Annotated in this window: 14 protein-coding genes and 1 pseudogene; 1 reads left to right on the forward strand and 14 read right to left on the reverse strand. The window is 50.4% G+C overall.

Translation table 11 applies throughout. From position 1 onward, the window contains the following. Positions 1–204: pseudogene (locus BM082_RS11700) on the forward strand (DUF721 domain-containing protein); the annotation flags it as partial. A 160-nt stretch (positions 205–364) separates the two neighbouring features. On the opposite strand, the gene lpxC reads toward BM082_RS11700, so the two are convergent. The 14 genes from lpxC to rsmH form a co-directional block, all read right to left on the reverse strand. Continuing rightward, the gene (gene lpxC, locus BM082_RS11705; protein WP_017008187.1) at positions 365–1,282 is read right to left on the reverse strand and encodes a UDP-3-O-acyl-N-acetylglucosamine deacetylase; all 918 of its coding nucleotides are present in this window, start codon (positions 1,280–1,282) and stop codon (positions 365–367) included. 117 nt (positions 1,283–1,399) lie between these two features. After that, positions 1,400–2,575, reverse strand: coding sequence for a cell division protein FtsZ (ftsZ, locus tag BM082_RS11710; RefSeq protein ID WP_017008186.1), 1,176 nt, complete (start codon positions 2,573–2,575; stop codon positions 1,400–1,402). 33 nt (positions 2,576–2,608) lie between these two features. Then, the gene (gene ftsA, locus BM082_RS11715) at positions 2,609–3,865 is read right to left on the reverse strand and encodes a cell division protein FtsA (protein WP_017008185.1); all 1,257 of its coding nucleotides are present in this window, start codon (positions 3,863–3,865) and stop codon (positions 2,609–2,611) included. A 17-nt stretch (positions 3,866–3,882) separates the two neighbouring features. Next, the gene (locus tag BM082_RS11720) at positions 3,883–4,650 is read right to left on the reverse strand and encodes a cell division protein FtsQ/DivIB (RefSeq protein ID WP_074927003.1); all 768 of its coding nucleotides are present in this window, start codon (positions 4,648–4,650) and stop codon (positions 3,883–3,885) included. Positions 4,651–4,869: 219 nt separating this feature from the next. After that, on the reverse strand, positions 4,870–6,333 hold the full coding sequence (gene murC, locus BM082_RS11725) for a UDP-N-acetylmuramate--L-alanine ligase (RefSeq protein WP_074927005.1): 1,464 nt from the start codon (positions 6,331–6,333) through the stop codon (positions 4,870–4,872). Between the two features lie 12 nt (positions 6,334–6,345). Further along, positions 6,346–7,422: an undecaprenyldiphospho-muramoylpentapeptide beta-N-acetylglucosaminyltransferase gene (gene murG / locus BM082_RS11730; RefSeq protein WP_074927007.1), complete on the reverse strand. Its 1,077-nt coding sequence runs from the start codon at positions 7,420–7,422 to the stop codon at positions 6,346–6,348. Next, positions 7,394–8,605 carry a cell division protein FtsW gene (gene ftsW, locus BM082_RS11735; RefSeq protein ID WP_017008181.1) on the reverse strand — a complete coding sequence of 404 codons (1,212 nt, stop codon included), beginning with the start codon at positions 8,603–8,605 and terminating at the stop codon, positions 7,394–7,396. The genes murG and ftsW overlap by 29 nt, the downstream gene beginning before the upstream one ends. Next, on the reverse strand, positions 8,602–9,942 hold the full coding sequence (gene murD / locus BM082_RS11740) for a UDP-N-acetylmuramoyl-L-alanine--D-glutamate ligase (protein ID WP_074927009.1): 1,341 nt from the start codon (positions 9,940–9,942) through the stop codon (positions 8,602–8,604). Before murD ends, ftsW begins: the two co-directional genes overlap by 4 nt. A 3-nt stretch (positions 9,943–9,945) precedes the next feature. After that, entirely contained in the window at positions 9,946–11,028 is a 1,083-nt protein-coding gene (mraY, locus tag BM082_RS11745; protein ID WP_074927011.1) for a phospho-N-acetylmuramoyl-pentapeptide-transferase, read from the reverse strand. Continuing rightward, positions 11,022–12,392, reverse strand: a complete 1,371-nt coding sequence (locus tag BM082_RS11750; RefSeq protein ID WP_074927014.1) for a UDP-N-acetylmuramoyl-tripeptide--D-alanyl-D-alanine ligase — start codon at positions 12,390–12,392, stop codon at positions 11,022–11,024. The genes mraY and BM082_RS11750 overlap by 7 nt, the downstream gene beginning before the upstream one ends. Beyond that, complete coding sequence (murE, locus tag BM082_RS11755; RefSeq protein WP_074927016.1) at positions 12,389–13,876, reverse strand: UDP-N-acetylmuramoyl-L-alanyl-D-glutamate--2,6-diaminopimelate ligase; 1,488 nt, start codon at positions 13,874–13,876, stop codon at positions 12,389–12,391. Before murE ends, BM082_RS11750 begins: the two co-directional genes overlap by 4 nt. Continuing rightward, complete coding sequence (locus BM082_RS11760; RefSeq protein ID WP_017008176.1) at positions 13,876–15,627, reverse strand: peptidoglycan glycosyltransferase FtsI; 1,752 nt, start codon at positions 15,625–15,627, stop codon at positions 13,876–13,878. The genes murE and BM082_RS11760 overlap by 1 nt, the downstream gene beginning before the upstream one ends. Then, positions 15,628–15,939, reverse strand: a complete 312-nt coding sequence (ftsL, locus tag BM082_RS11765) for a cell division protein FtsL (RefSeq protein ID WP_017008175.1) — start codon at positions 15,937–15,939, stop codon at positions 15,628–15,630. Beyond that, a complete protein-coding gene (gene rsmH / locus BM082_RS11770; RefSeq protein ID WP_074927019.1) occupies positions 15,939–16,892 on the reverse strand; it encodes a 16S rRNA (cytosine(1402)-N(4))-methyltransferase RsmH in 954 nt (317 codons plus the stop codon). Before rsmH ends, ftsL begins: the two co-directional genes overlap by 1 nt. Between the last annotated feature and the right edge of the window lie 9 nt (positions 16,893–16,901).

Consider the following 16,901-nt stretch of genomic DNA (forward strand, 5'->3'; position numbering starts at 1 on the left):
ACCCTGTCGACCATAGAGATAAAGGTAAACCCCGATCTCGCCAAATCAGACATTCGAATAGCAGCAGAGAAAAAGAAAGCGGAACCACGAACACTGAGCCCTATCGCTGCCGAATATTTAAAAGCCGTCGCGGAAATGGTGCCCGATAAGCTGAAAAAGCGCTTAGAAGCGATTGCAGCGTTATCTAATAAGGGTGAGCAGTAAGCGAGAAGCGAGAAGCGAGAAGCGAGAAGCGAGAAGCGAGAAGCGAGAAGCGAGAAGCGAGAAGCGAGAAGCGAGACAATTGTCAGGGGTTGCCGAAAAGAAACACACATAAAAAAACCGAAGCCAAGGCTTCGGTTTTTTTTTGTATTCGCTTAGGTTGTTACGCCAATACCATTCCTGGCTCAGCAAACCTAACTGGCAATGTCTGTGCGTCTTCGAAGGTCGCCCATTCCCACGCTTCTTGGTCAGCAAGCACTGCACGAAGAAGTTGGTTGTTCAAAGCATGACCTGATTTATAAGCACGCATTTCACCAATGATGTTGTGGCCACACATGTACAGATCGCCAATGGCATCCAATACTTTGTGCTTAACAAGCTCATCGTCAAAACGCAGGCCGTCTTCGTTAAGGATACGGTAGTCATCCAAAACGATGGCACAATCAAAGCTACCACCCAAACACAGATTACGTGATTGGAGGTATTCAATGTCACGCATGAACCCGAAGGTACGTGCACGGCTGATATCTTTGATAAATGATTGTGAAGAAAAATCTAACACCAGACTTTGCTGCTCTGCTTCAATCGCTGGGTGATTGAAATCAATGGCGAAATCGAGTCGGAACCCGTCATAAGGCACAAGCTCAGCCCATTTGTCGCCGTCTTCGATGCGAACAGGTTTCTTGATACGCACAAATCGCTTAGGCGCGTTCAAGGTTTCAATACCCGCAGATTGCAGCAGATAGATAAATGGACTGGCACTGCCGTCCATAATTGGAATTTCTGGTGCGTCAACTTCAACAATAACGTTATCGATACCCAAACCCGCTAGCGCGGCGTTCAAGTGCTCAACCGTAGAAATACGAACGTCGTCGTCATTGACCAGTGCAGTACACAGCATTGTATCGCGCACTGACGCCGGATCTGCCGGAAAATCTACCGGTGGATTAAGGTCAGTACGGCGGTAAATAACGCCAGTGTTAGCTGCAGCTGGGCGCAGGATCAATGTGACCTTACGACCCGAGTGCAAACCCACTCCCGTCGTTTGAACAATAGTCTTTAATGTTCGTTGTCTAATCATCTGCCATTCCCAACTGAATTTAATTTCTGCGTACTAAGTCACTCATTACACTGTCACAACAGCATAAAACGGGCGCAATAGTACCACGCAACTGTACACAAACCAAGCGCTACGAGTTTAGTCTGCCTGCTTACGTAAGAACGCAGGGATATCCAAGTAGTCTTGTTCCTGTTTAGGCTTCGGTGCCACATTGGTCGTCTGAGACTGAACCGGAGATTCAGTTGGACGATTTGGTACAGAGGTTGCTGCCTTTGGTGTTTCTTGCAAAGGCTGTGCCTTGTTCTCAACCGGTGCCGGTTTCTGTGTTCCCGGAACCAAAGTGATGTCAGGCTTACGCTCAGTGCCAATACCAGTAGCGACTACTGTCACGCGCAATTCGTCACTCATTTCTGGATCCATTGACGAACCGATAACCACAGTGGCGTTATCTGAGGCAAACGCTTTTACAGTGTTACCCACAGTTTCGAATTCATCCAGTCGCATATCAAAACCTGCGGTAATATTTACCAACACGCCTCGTGCGCCTGCTAAATCAATGTCTTCCAGAAGTGGACTTGAAATTGCCATTTCAGCCGCTTCTTCAGCACGATCTTCACCAGTAGCCATACCGCTACCCATCATCGCGTGACCCATTTCAGACATCACTGTACGGACATCCGCAAAGTCGACGTTGATCAGGCCAGGACGAGTGATCAGCTCTGCAATACCTTGGACAGCGTTACGCAGCACATCGTTCGCTTTCGCAAACGCGTCTAGCAATGTAATACCACGACCCAGTACCTTCAGAAGCTTTTCGTTAGGGATAGTGATCAAAGAATCGACGTGCTTAGACAGCTCTTCGATACCTTGCTCAGCAAATGCCATGCGTTTTTTGCCTTCAAAGCTAAATGGCTTTGTGACAACCGCGACGGTCAAAATACCTAACTCTTTCGCAACTTCAGCGATAACAGGCGCTGCACCGGTACCGGTACCACCACCCATGCCAGCTGCGATAAATACCATATCGGCACCTTCGAGCTCAGCTTTAATCGCTTCACGATCTTCCATTGCAGATTCACGACCGACTTGTGGGTTTGCACCCGCACCAAGGCCTTTCGTGATATCGCCACCAATTTGGATGACTGTGCTAACTGCTGTCTTACGCAGCGCTTGAGCATCTGTATTGACGGTGATGAATTCCACCCCTTCAATTGACTCACGCACCATGTGTTCGACTGCGTTACCACCGCCGCCGCCAACACCAACGACTTTAATTACCGCGTCGTTGGACATTTCCATCATCGGTTCAAACATGTGTTCTCTCCGTCATTCCTGTTCGCATCAGGTTCAAAATTCTTTTTTTAACCAGCCACTAAGCTTACTGAACATTCCTGATACAGTTCGTTTAGGCTCTGGCTCGTTCGTTTCGTTCAATAGGTTTTCTTTGCCATAATGCAGCAATCCAACCGCTGTCGCGTGATAAGGCGCGTCAACATAGTCTGTAAGACCAGTGACCCCTGCTGGAAGCCCCACGCGAACTTGGTTTTGGAAGACACGCTCAGCGCACTCCACCAAACCTTGCATTTGTGCCGCACCACCGGTCAGGACGATACCCGCCGCTAATTGATGTTTTACGCCTTGTGCACGTAGGCGTTCCTGAACTCGTTCTAGCTCTTGTTGCACCAACCCCAACAGTTCGCTACAACGAGGTTCAATAACTTCAGCCAACGTTTGTCGTTGTAGGCTACGCGAAGGGCGACCACCTACACTTGGAACATTGACCTTGGCATCTTTGTTCACCAGCTCGCTTAACGCACAGCCGTGTTTCACTTTGATCTTCTCAGCATCACTCAATGGTGTACCGAAGGCATACGCAATATCGCTGGTTACGACGTTTCCGGCATAAGGGATAACAGCTGCATGGCGAAGCGCACCGCCCGTCCATACAGAGATATCCATCGTACCGCCACCGATATCAACCACACACACACCCAGCTCTCGCTCGTCGGCAGTGATCACCGCGTGGCTTGCTGCGAGTCCTGAGAAGATCAATTGATCGACTTTTAAACCACAGCGCTCAACCGCCTTTTCAATGTTCTTTGCCGTGTCGCTATGACACGTAATCAAATGAACACTGGCTTCCATTCGGACGCCCGACAAACCAACAGGGTTCTTAATGCCCTCTTGATAGTCAATTTTGTATTCTTGCGGAATCACGTGCAGCACACGTTGTTCGTCGCTGATCTTCACCGATTTTGCTGTATGAATCACCATGTCGACATCTTCTTGGGTCACTTCTTCATCAGAAATCGTCCCCATTCCGCGCTCTGTCTGGCAGTGAATATGTTTGCCTGACAAAGAAAGAAACACTGAACGGATTTTACAATCCGACATCAGCTCAGCATCGTTAACCGCACGTTCGACAGATTTCACTACCGATTCGAGATCGTTAACGCCACCTTTGTCCATGCCCTGAGATGGCGTGGTACCGACACCCAGCACATTCACCGCGCCGTCCGGCAATATCTCACTGACTAACACTGAGACTTTTGAGGTCCCGATGTCTAATCCAACAATCAGTGGTCTGTCAGTTGTTTGTTTCATTCCACCTACTCTCAGGTTTACTCTTCACTGTCTGCATTGGGAGCTTTCCAACCCACCGCTGCACCAGTGTCGTAGCGCAAATCCACATATTGTATGGCTCGACCTGTTTCATTGATTTCATCAAACAGGCTCACGAAGCGTTCTAACCGCTCTTCTCTGGATTCTCGCCCTAATTCAATGCGCGTACCGTCTCGGGTAACCACTCGCCACGATCGACGTTCATTTAATGCCAGGGCGGCAATCTCTAATTTTGTCGGTGCTAGAATTCGGCGCATTTCTCGCCAAGCTTCTAACACTTCATGCTCACTCCCTTCGGGGCCATGCAAGGAAACTAATCCTTCCCCTGCCACGTCTTCGGGGTTTGCACTAAATGCAGTGCCAGTGACATCCAGAAGTTGAGATCCATTCCAGACTGCCTCAGGGCGGTATTCAGTCACATTTACTTTTAATGTGTCTGGCCATTGTTTTCTTACGGCCACGTTTGCTACCCAAGGTAGCGACGCTATTGCGCCATGAATGGCATCAACATCTTGCAGCATAAAACTGCTAAGCGGGCCTAGATTCAGAACCGCATCACGCACCTCTGACGACGACAAGTGCGTTAACTGACCTTGTACAACAATCTGCGACAAGGGCAATTGTTTTTCGTCTCCCATCCACGACAACACGCGGAGCAAAGACCAAACAATCCCTAGAATGACAAATACCAAAAACACCAGCCCCCCCCAATGTTCTTTAAACATTGAAGGTTGAGCCGGTACATCATCTGCGGTCACATTTGTCATAGTCAGGCTAATTGCCTCGCATCATTCTAATGCAACCTGTCGCACTACATGTGTAGAACCGACCGATTATAACGGTCAGTTTGACAGGTCTCCAACCCTTGTTGGCTCAGAAGTGATTAAGCTGAGATCAAATACATGCAAAACCACCAATATCCGATTAAAAATTAGACATTGCTCATTTAAACATCGGCTGTTTTACACAAAACTTGATTTTTCTCTTCAGCTTTCTTCACTTAGCGCCGTTTTATCTAACTTCAATTCGGCCAGTTTTCTAGCCACCTTACCGATATCGCCAGCACCTTGAGTCAGTACCATATCGCCAGGTTGAATCACAGCAGCCAAGGCTGCAGGCAGAGATTCAACGTCTGGAACGAAAATTGGATCGATTTTTCCTCGTCCACGAATTGTACGGCAAAGGCTACGTCCATCAGCACCAGAAATCGGCGCTTCGCCTGCAGAATACACATCCAACATCAGCAGAACGTCAACTTGTTCAAGAACATTTGCAAAATCGTCATACAGGTCGCGCGTTCGGCTATAACGGTGTGGCTGGAATACCATCACCAAGCGGTTATCCGCCCAACCAGCTCGTGCAGCTTGAATGGTCACGTCCACTTCACTTGGGTGGTGACCGTAGTCGTCCACCAGCAAAACATGGCCATCATCAACAGGGAACAAACCTAACTGGTCAAAACGACGACCAGTGCCTTCAAACCCTGCCAATGCGCGAAGAATTGCGTCATCTTCAACACCATCCTCTGTCGCAACAGCCACTGCTGCAGTTGCATTCAATGCATTGTGACGACCTGGGATATTAAGCTCAATATTAAGATCAGGCTTGCCCGCGCGGCGAATGGTGAAAATGCCCTTTTGACCTTCTTGACGGTAATCTCTCAGCTGCACATCTGCATCATCAGAGAAACCATAAGTAATCACTTGGCGACCGATCGACGGGATTAACTCACGCACAACGGGATCGTCTACACACATAACAGCCTGACCATAGAAAGGCAGTTGGTGCAGGAAGTCGACGAAGGTTTGTTTCAATACTTCAAAATCGCCGCCGTATGTATCCATATGGTCAGCTTCAATATTGGTAACGATGGATACCATTGGCTGCAAGTGCAGGAATGAGGCATCGCTTTCATCCGCTTCAGCAATCAAGTAACGGCTGCACCCTAATCGTGCATTTGTGCCCGCACTTTTCACCAAACCACCGTTAACAAACGTCGGATCCAGACCCGCTTCTTGATAGATCAACGTGGTCAGTGCCGTTGTCGTGGTTTTGCCGTGGGTACCCGCAACCGCAATACCGTGACGGTAGCGCATCAATTCAGCCAGCATCTCTGCTCGGCGAACCACTGGAATACGTGCTGCTTTCGCAGCAACCAATTCCGGGTTGTCTTGTTTAATGGCGGTAGAAACGACAACCACACTTGCACCGTCTACGTTTGATTCAGCATGACCAATAAAAACGTGTGCGCCTTTGCTTTCCAAGCGCTGTGTCACCGCATTTTCAGAAAGGTCTGAACCTGTGATTTCGTAGCCTTCATTGATCAAAACTTCCGCGATGCCACACATACCGGCACCGCCGATACCAACAAAGTGAATACGGTTTACACGGCGCATCTCCGGCACCATGGTTCTAATTTTTTCTAGCTGATGACTATCAAACTTGCCCATCACGTTGTTCTCTTAATTCGCTACGTCTTTGATGACGGTAGCAACACGCGTTGCTGCATCCGTAATGGCCGCGCTTTTTGCCGCTTCTGCCATCGTCATCAAGGTACTAAATTCTAATGCCTCCAGCGTCTCCGCCAGTTTCTCAGCGGTAAGATCAGGTTGCTCCATCATGATGGCCGCCCCGTTACTCACCAAATGTTCTGCGTTTAATGCCTGTTGGCGATCTTTGTGTAAAAACGGCACAAAAATCGCGGCCACGCCTGCCGCGGCAACTTCTGACACCGTCAGAGCGCCAGAGCGGCAAATGATGATGTCTGCCCAGCCATAGGCTTCTGCCACATCATCGATAAATTCAGTCACGTCAGCATTGCTGACGCTGGCATTCGTGTAACGCGCCGCAGTATCGGCTTGGCTGCCTTTACCCGCTTGGTGGCGAACCACCACATCGCGTTTCACTTGCGCTAATGCCTCTGGCACGGTGTGATTGAGAATACGCGCACCTTGGCTGCCTCCCATCACTACCACCTTCAGCGGCGCGCCGTCTTCATGGTGCTTTTCAGAAGGCGCAGGCAATGCACATACATCCTTTCGCACTGGGTTGCCAACCACTTCTTGGTTTGGAAACGCACCAGGGAACGCTTGCAATACACGTCGTGCAATTTTCGCTAACCATTTGTTGGTTAGCCCTGCCACTGCATTTTGTTCATGCAGAACGACAGGAATGCCACTCAACCATGCAGCAAGACCACCAGGGCCACTGACATACCCCCCCATGCCTAATACGGCATTAGGTTGCCAGTGTTTGATGTGCTTTTTGGCTTGAAACACCGCATTCAGCACCATCCAGGGGGCGAGAAGTTTACGCGCAAACCCTGCACCACGCAGCCCCTTAACTTCAATAAAGTCGATCTCAATGCCATGTTTTGGCACCAAATCGGCTTCCATTCTGTCAGCGGTTCCTAACCAACGGATTTCCCAGCCTTCTTGCTGAAGCTCATTGGCAACCGCAAGCCCAGGAAAAACGTGGCCGCCAGTACCACCAGCCATCACCAATAATCGTTTATGCTTTTGTTCGTTTTCTTTTTTCATGGGTCACTATTCGTTGGTGTGCCTGAGACGTTTCCAACCGATACTCATGGTCGATTCGCAACAGCAAGGCCACCGCCGTAGACATAATAAATAAACTGGAACCGCCGTAACTGACCAGCGGTAACGTCAAACCTTTGGTTGGCATGATCCCGGCGGCAGCACCGACGTTGACCAATGCTTGGAATGCAAACCAAATGCCAATACCAAACGCGAGGAAGCCACCAAACAGTTGATTTGCCTCAAGGCAGCGTTTTCCGATAAACAAAGCACGGAAAACAAGGGCAAACACCATCAATAGAACAACTGTCACGCCCACCAAACCAAGCTCTTCGGCAAGCACAGCCACCACGAAATCGGTGTGTGCTTCAGGCAAGTACTCCAGTTTCTGAATGGAGTTACCGAGCCCTTGCCCCCACCAATCTCCGCGACCAAACGCCATCAAAGATTGGGTAAGTTGGTAACCACTACCAAACGGGTCTTGCCACGGGTCGAGGAAAGAGGTCACACGCCGAACACGATACGGTTCGGCGATGATCAACAGCCCTACAAGGCCAAGCCCTGAAAACAAAAGCACACCAAATTGCCACAGCTTCGCACCCGCGATGAACAACATGCCAATCGTGGTAACAAACATCACGACCACAGAACCCAAATCAGGCTGAGCCAGCAAGAGCACCGCAATAATGATCAGCACCGCAAGGGGCTTCAAAAAGCCATAAACGCTTTCGCGCACCTCGCCATGCCGACGCACCAAGTAGCCTGCGATGAACAAAAATAACGAGAGCTTTGCCACTTCTGCAGGTTGAAGGTTAATGATCCCCAATGGTAACCAACGCATTGCCCCGTTGACCGAGCGGCCTACCCCTAATACTGCAATCAGCAGGAACAAGGAGATGAGCAGCATTGGCACACTGAGTTGTTGCCATCTTGCCAGCGGTATTTGTAGCGCTACCGCTGCGAGGATCAGCGCGCCAATTAAGTAAATGCCTTGACGGATTGCGAAGTAAAACGGTTGATCAACCAAGCGACTGGATACAGGGATCGACGCAGACGTCACCATGATCAAACCGACGAGCATTAACCCGAATGACAACCAGACAATTTGTCTGTCATATAAAGCGGTAGGCGAAGACTGAGACAGCCACCGCCAGACATTATTGTCTTCCCACTTCATACTCATCATCCTGACACCTGGCTCCCAGCCCTCTGAGTAGCAATCTCTTTTGCATAGGCGGCGAAGGTATCACCTCGCACCATAAAGTTTGTAAACTGATCAAAGCTCGCACAGGCTGGTGATAGCAACACCATGTCACCCGATGTCGCATCACGTGCCGCGATGTCCATCGCCGCTTGCATGGTTTCTGTTACCACTGGCGCATCAACAAGTACCGCAAATGCATGACCGTCGCGGCCATAGCAATACAAAGTCACGTTCAACGTATTGAGCACAGGCTTTAACGAAGAAAAATCCGCGCCTTTGCCATCGCCACCGACCAACAAATGCAAACGGCCCGCCAATTGCAGACCATCTAATGCCGCCAATGTGCTTGCTGGGTTGGTTGCTTTAGAATCATTGACCCAAAGAACGCCATCTTGTTCCAACACTTGTTGGCAACGGTGAGCCAACCCACGATATTCACGCACCGCTTGGCATTGGGCTTGACGATCAATGCCAACAGAATCAGCGAGCGCCATTGCAGACAAACAGTTCGCCACATTGTGTCGACCCACGAGGGCAATGTCAGACACTGGCATGATTTGCTCGCCTTTCGCCGTAAGCCACTCTTGTCCGTCGCGCAACGTTAGCGTGTACTCACCATCAGAAAATCCAAAGCTGATTGCCTTCTCATGAGAGAGCGGTTTGGTTTGCACATCGTCTTGATTCCATACCGCTAAGCGCGCTTGATCATAAATGCGAAGCTTGGCATCACGGTAATCGTCCATGCCTGTGTACCTGTCCATGTGATCTTCAGACAGGTTCAAAAACACAGCAGAGGCTAAGTCGAGGGACGATGTGGTTTCAAGCTGGAAGCTCGACAGTTCAAGCACATACAGTGCGTGATCATTCGCCAACATATCCAACGCAGCAAAACCGATGTTGCCACCGACACCGACATTCACGCCTGCCGCTTTTGCCATTTCGCCAACAAGGCTGGTCACGGTGCTTTTGCCGTTCGAGCCAGTAATACCAATCACAGGTGCAGACACATCACGGGCAAACAGTTCAATGTCACCGACGATTTCAATGCCTTTCGCTGCGGCGTCTTGAAGTTCAGGGGTCGCGAGCGCAACACCTGGGCTTGCAACAATTTGATCGGCACTCAATAGCCAATCCATGTTCCAACCACCCGCATGCAATGCGACATTTGAAGGCAATTGTTCAGCACCAGGCGGGGTTACGCGCGTATCAATTACCTTAATGTCGACATTGCCGCCTTTACGCAGCAAATGATTCACGACAGAAAGCCCGGTCACACCGAGCCCTATCACCACAATCTGTTTTTTCGCGGTGTCTGCCATGGATTAACGTACCTTCAAGGTAGCCAGTCCAATAAGAACCAGCATCAATGTAATGATCCAGAAACGCACGATCACGCGCGGCTCTGGCCAGCCTTTCAATTCATAGTGGTGATGGATAGGTGCCATGCGGAAAATACGCTGACCGCGCAGTTTGAATGAGCCTACTTGCAAGATAACGGACAGTGTTTCCATCACGAACACGCCGCCCATGATAACGAGCAAGAACTCTTGGCGAACCAACACCGCGATAGTGCCAAGCGCGCCACCCAATGCGAGTGAACCCACATCGCCCATAAAGACTTGTGCTGGGTAAGTGTTGAACCACAAGAAGCCGAGGCCTGCGCCAACAATCGCGGCACACACCACCACCAACTCACTGGCATCTTTGATGTATGGAATATGCAGGTATTCTGCAAAGTTAACGTTACCCGTTGCCCACGCAATAAAGGCAAAGCCGCTCGCCACCATGACCGTTGGCATGATTGCCAAGCCATCAAGGCCATCGGTCAAGTTAACCGCATTGCTGGTGCCCACAATCACGAAATAGGTAAAGACGATATAGAACAGGCCAAGCTGAGGCATGACATCTTTAAAGAAAGGCACGACGAGCTGCGTGGCGGCGGTGTCTTGGCCGTGCACATACAGTGCAAAAGCAACCACGAGCGCAATGGCGGACTGCCAGAAAAACTTCCAGCGCGCGGCCAGACCATCGGTATTTTTGCGCACCACTTTACGGTAATCATCCATAAAGCCGATAACGCCATACCCCAAGGTCACGACAAGTACCGCCCAAACATAAGGGTTACTCAAATCCGCCCACATCAGTAAAGTCACCGCAATGGCTGTCAAAATCATGATACCGCCCATGGTTGGCGTACCACGTTTGCTGAAGTGTGATTCAGGCCCTTCGTTACGCACCACCTGACCAATTTGTAGCATCTGCAAACGCGCAATCATGCGCGGCCCCATCCACAACGAAATCACCAGCGCGGTAAGCACACTGACAATCGCGCGGAACGTTAGGTAATCGAATAGACGGAAAAACGGCACATAGTTTTCAAGAAGGTCCGATAGCCAAACTAGCATGTTGCGGCCTCCTCAATTGCTGCCACTACTTGAGACATTTTCATTCCATTGGCGCCTTTTACCAACAAAGAAACTTCGTGTTTTGTATTCATGAGTTCTACTACATGCGCAATCAGCGCGTCTTTGTTTTCAAAATGCTGACCACCACAGCGTTCGCTGATCACAGCACTGGCTGGTCCGAATGTAATCACGGTTTGGATGCCTGATTGGCTAAGGTGTTCAGCAACTTCTAGATGCACCGCATCAGAGTGCTCACCCATCTCGCCCATGTCAGCCAACACAATGACCTTGTCGCCATCAAAACTGTCGAGCATATCAACAGCGGCTTTCATTGCCGCCAAGCTCGCGTTGTAACTGTCATCGATAAGACGGAGACCCTCACGAGGAAAGCTGATCGCCCCGCGGCCTTTTACGGGGGCAACAGACGCCAACCCTTTTGTTACTTCAACCATGGTCACACCATCAATATTCAGTGCAGCTATGGCGGCCAATACGGCATTGGCGACGTTATGTTCGCCCGGCAAGCTAAGTACTATTGGGAAGCTTCCAGCAGGCGTCACTAAATCAAACTGAAAATACCCACCATCTGCTGGTCGAATATTCTCAGCGCGATAATCGGCCGCCTTATCTGACACTGTCATGGTCAGTAACTGCTTACTTTCCAGTACCGCATCCCAACGTGGTCCGCCATTGCTGTCGAGATTCACAATCGCTAACGCGTCATCGGCAAGGCCTTCAAAAATCTCACCTTTGGCTCTCGCTACACCATCAAGTGAACCGAAGCCTTCCAAGTGTGCCGCAGCAAGGTTGGTCACCAGCGCGATATCCGGCTTGACCAATTGGGTGGTATAGGCGATTTCACCAATGTGGTTCGCCCCCAGCTCAATCACTGCAAAGTCATCTGACGGTTGCAGGCGTAACAAGGTGAGTGGGACGCCAATATCGTTGTTGAAGTTGCCTGAGGTATAGAGCGTTTGACCCTTTTGCGACAAAATCGCGGCCAACATCTCTTTCACCGTGGTTTTACCGCAACTGCCTGTCAACGCAATGGTTTTTACATCACATTGTGTTTTCACCCAAGCACCGAGTTGTCCCAATGCCTGTGTTGTGTCAGCAACGATAAGCTGCGGCAAATCGCATTCCACCGCTTTTGACACGAGAAGCGCAGACGCGCCGTTGTCTTTCGCGGTACCCACAAAATCATGCGCGTCAAAACGCTCGCCGACAAGCGCGACAAACAGCGCACCTTGACCGAGCGTTCGAGTATCCGTTGATACTGCACCAATCACCACATCATCGGTGTTGGTGCCAACAAGTTCTGCCTTTAGTACGTCTTTCAATGACGTGAGCGAAACGGGGATCATTGCTCTCCCTCCAACAACATTCGCACTGTGTCTCTGTCTGAATAATCAATCGTGCCCGATGCCAATACTTGGTAATCCTCGTGCCCTTTACCTGCTACCAAAATCACGTCACTCGGCGCAGCATGCTCAAAGGCATAACGGCAGGCGTCTGCACGGTCGTGTAACACAATCGCGTTATCAGGCGCGGCCATACCCGCAAGCATGTCTGACACTATGATGTCGGGAGATTCAGAGCGAGGATTGTCGTCCGTGAGAATGGCTTTGTCTGCTAACGTCTCAGCGATACTCGCCATCATCGGGCGTTTACCTGTATCACGATCGCCGCCACAACCGAAGATGCACCACAGTGCGCCTTCGCAATGACGACGCAAAGCAGTAAGCGCTTTCTCTAGTGCATCAGGCGTGTGAGCGTAATCAACAACAAGCATAGGTTTGTCAGCACGATGAAAAACTTCCATTCGCCCGATAACCGCTTGAAGTTGTGGAGCAACACCTAAGAGTGCGGATTTGTCATAGCCAAGCCCCAACAAGGTCGTGAGGCTCAACAATAAGTTCATAACGTTGAATTCACCCACCAGCGGCGCGGTAAATTCACCGTCCCCCCAATCGGATGAGAACGCAATGGTAACGCCACTGGTCGCATAGCTCACGGCGGTTAGCCATAACTTACGGCCTTGATGCGATACCACACCCTCTTCAGACATGGATACCGCAATAGCCTCAGGCATTGAGCCCAACCATTGTGCACCAACGTCATCATCTGCGTTGATCACTGACACTGGCGATCCATAGTGGGTAAACAAACGCAATTTTGCTTCTGCGTAAGCCTCCATGGTGCCATGGTAATCAAGGTGGTCACGGCTCAGGTTGGTAAAAATGGCCGCATCAAAATCGACGGCTTTCACGCGATCTTGAATCAAACCGTGTGACGACACTTCCATTGCCACATGGGTTGCGCCCGCCACGTTAAAAGCCGCGAGTTGCTGTTGAATATCAAGGGCGCTGCCCGTGGTGTTAAGTGCTGGCTCTAACGCAGCAAGAAAACCATTCCCCGTGGTTCCCATTACTGCCGCTCGACCTTGCATAAGGTCAATCCACTGCGCAATAAGCTGACTGACGGTGGTTTTACCGTTGGTTCCGGTCACACCGATGGTGGTCATATGCTGACTTGGCGCTTGATAAAAGCGAGCAGCAATGTCTGAAAGTGAGGATTTAAGGTGAGGGAAGGCAACCACAGGCACGTTATCGTGCAAGGTCAGGCCAAACTGACCTGAAGTGTCACCGTCATCTGAAATAACAGCAACCGCACCGGCGCGGATCGCGTCGGCAATAAAACGTCGCGCATCAAGGCTATGACCTTGAACCGCGATAAAAACATCACCTTGCTGGATCTGACGATTGTCCAGCGCAAGGCCAGTGATGCGTTGCTCCGGCGCGCCATCAAACCAAGGCGCTAATAATTCTTTGAAACTCGTGTTCGGCATCAGTTCTGCCTGTCCGTATGTGCAAGTTGTAACGAAGGTTGTTTCGCGTCTGGCGCGATATTTAGAATTTGTAATGCGCTCTTCATGACCTCAGAGAACACAGGCGCAGCCACTTGGCCGCCATAATATTTGTCACCCTGAGGTTCATTGATCACCACCACCAACGCAATTCGTGGATCGCTGATTGGCGCAATGCCTGCGGTGTATCCGATGTATTCATCGCCGTAACCACCCGCAACAGCCACTTTCGCGGTACCTGTTTTCGCACCGACACGGTAACCATCAACCGCAGCACGACGAGCACTGCCGCCTTCTTGCGTTACCGCTTCCAGCATGTCTATGACTTTACGTGTATTTTCACGCGAGGCCACTTGTTTACCCGGCACCACCGCTTCGGTTTTCAAAATCGACAAGGGGCGATTCACCCCAAGGCCACCCAGCACCGCGTAAGCACGCGCCAATTGCGCTGGCGTGATTGATAATCCGTAGCCGAAAGATAAAGTCGCGCGTTCGAAGTCCGACCAGCGACGGCGAGAAGGATACAGGCCTAAGGATTCCCCGACCAGATTGACACCTGTCGCATCACCGATACCCACGCTACTGTAGAGACCCAACAAAGCTTCAACAGGCATAGAGAGTGATAATTTACTCACGCCGATGTTGCTGGATTTTTGAAGAATTTTGCGAAGGTTTGCTTTACCCGCTTTCGATACGTCACGCACTTTCGCGCCACCGATCGACATCACGCCATTGCCGGTATCAATCACCGTGCTTTCGTCAGCAACACCGTTTTCCAATGCTGCCAGCACAACCAAAGGCTTGATGGTTGAACCCGGCTCGAACACATCGGTAATGGCGCGGTTACGCATTTTAAAGCTTTTAAGATCGGCACGATTGTTCGGGTTATAGGAAGGTGCGTTCACCATGGCCAACACTTCGCCCGTGCGTACATCGACCATCACCAACGAACCCGAGGTTGCCCGGTAATCCGCCACCGCTTGTTTGATGGCGCGATAAGAAATGGCCTGCAAACGTTGATCAATACTCAATTGCAGCGGCTTACCTTCCTCTCTTTCTTCGAGAGAAATGTTTTCTACCACGCGACCGTATCTGTCTTTTCGCACCGTACGTCGGCCAGGCTCGCCACTTAGCCAGCCATCATAACCACGCTCAATGCCTTCAAGGCCACGACCATCAATCCCTGTCACGCCCACAAGGTGAGCACTGACTTCACCCGCTGGATAAAAACGGCGAGATTCGTCTTTCATGCCGATGCCCGCGAGTTTCAGCCCTTTGATGTAAGACGACATCGCAGGACCAACTTGGCGTTGAAGGTAGATAAAACGTTTGGTTTTGTTTTTCTCGATGCGTTCAAGCATCTCTTGTCGGTCGATACCAAGTACATCCGCCAGCGCATACCAACGCGGCTTGTCTTGCAATTTATCGTTCTTGAAGATAGTGGCAGGGTCTGCGTACACCGCTTGAACAGGCACACTGACCGCTAAGGATTCGTCGTTTCTGTCTGTGATCATGCCACGCGCAGACGGCATGGCTTTTACGCGCACAGAACGCAAATCGCCTTCGTAACGAAGGCGGTCTGGTTCAATGACTTGAATGTAGGCAGCGCGAGCAATGAGCGCCATCATGGCTAAGGAAATGCAGAAACAAACCGTCACAAAACGCCACTTAATAAAAGTTGGCGCTTGCTTCTTGGCTCGCTGATTACCGGCTTTCTTTTTTCCCTTAAACACTTATTGGCTCACTATGATTTCGCGCTTGCTGTCAGGACGAATCATGTCCTGATCCTGCCGCGCCATACCTTCGACGCGACTGTGTTCTGATAGAGCATGTTCTTCAAGGAGCTGATTTCGCCATTCAACATCAAGGCGCTCTCTCTCCATGAGCAATTGATCATTAGCAGCGATGACTGAACGCGTTTGTTGCGTGGTGTACACCACGCCCAACGCTGACAGCAACACCAGGACGAACAAGACCAACGGGATCCTACCGACAGTGATAAGGTCATGCGCGATTTGCTTTGTTAGTCCTGGATTAGACGACATTAGTCACCAAGCTTTTCGGCGACACGAAGCACGGAGCTGCGTGAACGCGTGTTATCAGATACTTCGGTATCAGAGGGCTTCAAGGCTTTACCTACTGGCTTCATTGCAGCACGACCCAAAGCACGGATCTGCACTTCAGTCAGTGGTACACCGTGTGGCACATCTGGTCCTTTACTTTGTTTGCGAATGAAACGCTTCACCAAGCGATCTTCCAACGAGTGGAAACTGATAACTGACAAACGTCCTTCCGGTGCAAGCACATTCAGTGCGCCTTGCAGTGCCGTTTCGATCTCATCCAACTCACTGTTGATGTAAATACGAATGGCTTGGAAGCTACGCGTTGCTGGGTGTTTCTTTCTGTCACGAGACGGTGCTGCGTTTGCAATCAAGTTTGCCAACTGCAACGTGCGCGTAATAGGCTCTTTTTCTTCGTCTTCACGATGGGCAACAATGGCGCGCGCAATGCGTTTCGCAAAACGTTCCTCACCAAAGACTTTCAAAACCCAAGAAATGTCATCCGCATCGGCTTCTTGAAGCCATTGCGCGGCAGAAACACCTGATGTTGGGTCCATGCGCATATCTAACGGGCCGTCACGCATGAAACTGAAGCCACGCTCCGGATCATCCAGTTGCGGAGAAGAGACACCCAGATCTAAAAGCACGCCGTCGATTTGACCGCTTAGCTCAAGCTCTTCAATGTATTGTTGAATGCCAGAAAAAGGCCCATGAATGATGTTAAATCGTGGATCGTCGATCGTTGCCGCTTCTGCAATGGCTTGAGGATCACGATCGATACCGTAAAGGCGGCCGTTTTCGCCTAGGCGAGACAAAATTTGGCGACTATGACCACCACGGCCAAACGTACCATCGACATAAATGCCATCGGGTTTAATTGCCAAACCATCAATGGATTCATGGAGAAGGACGGAAATGTGTGAAAACTGCTCTGACATAATTTTGAT

Source organism: Enterovibrio norvegicus DSM 15893 (assembly GCF_900115495.1).
GTDB classification, from domain to species: domain Bacteria; phylum Pseudomonadota; class Gammaproteobacteria; order Enterobacterales; family Vibrionaceae; genus Enterovibrio; species Enterovibrio norvegicus.

Excerpts from the sequence above, each read along its gene's own strand:
- lpxC (WP_017008187.1), bottom strand. The coding sequence starts at position 1,282 with ATGATTAGACAACGAACATTAAAGACTATTGTTCAAACGACGGGAGTG.
- ftsZ (WP_017008186.1), bottom strand. The coding sequence starts at position 2,575 with ATGTTTGAACCGATGATGGAAATGTCCAACGACGCGGTAATTAAAGTC.
- ftsA (WP_017008185.1), bottom strand. The coding sequence starts at position 3,865 with ATGAAACAAACAACTGACAGACCACTGATTGTTGGATTAGACATCGGG.
- BM082_RS11720 (WP_074927003.1), bottom strand. The coding sequence starts at position 4,650 with ATGACAAATGTGACCGCAGATGATGTACCGGCTCAACCTTCAATGTTT.
- murC (WP_074927005.1), bottom strand. The coding sequence starts at position 6,333 with ATGGGCAAGTTTGATAGTCATCAGCTAGAAAAAATTAGAACCATGGTG.
- murG (WP_074927007.1), bottom strand. The coding sequence starts at position 7,422 with ATGAAAAAAGAAAACGAACAAAAGCATAAACGATTATTGGTGATGGCT.
- ftsW (WP_017008181.1), bottom strand. The coding sequence starts at position 8,605 with ATGATGAGTATGAAGTGGGAAGACAATAATGTCTGGCGGTGGCTGTCT.
- murD (WP_074927009.1), bottom strand. The coding sequence starts at position 9,942 with ATGGCAGACACCGCGAAAAAACAGATTGTGGTGATAGGGCTCGGTGTG.
- mraY (WP_074927011.1), bottom strand. The coding sequence starts at position 11,028 with ATGCTAGTTTGGCTATCGGACCTTCTTGAAAACTATGTGCCGTTTTTC.
- BM082_RS11750 (WP_074927014.1), bottom strand. The coding sequence starts at position 12,392 with ATGATCCCCGTTTCGCTCACGTCATTGAAAGACGTACTAAAGGCAGAA.
- murE (WP_074927016.1), bottom strand. The coding sequence starts at position 13,876 with ATGCCGAACACGAGTTTCAAAGAATTATTAGCGCCTTGGTTTGATGGC.
- ftsL (WP_017008175.1), bottom strand. The coding sequence starts at position 15,939 with ATGTCGTCTAATCCAGGACTAACAAAGCAAATCGCGCATGACCTTATC.
- rsmH (WP_074927019.1), bottom strand. The coding sequence starts at position 16,892 with ATGTCAGAGCAGTTTTCACACATTTCCGTCCTTCTCCATGAATCCATT.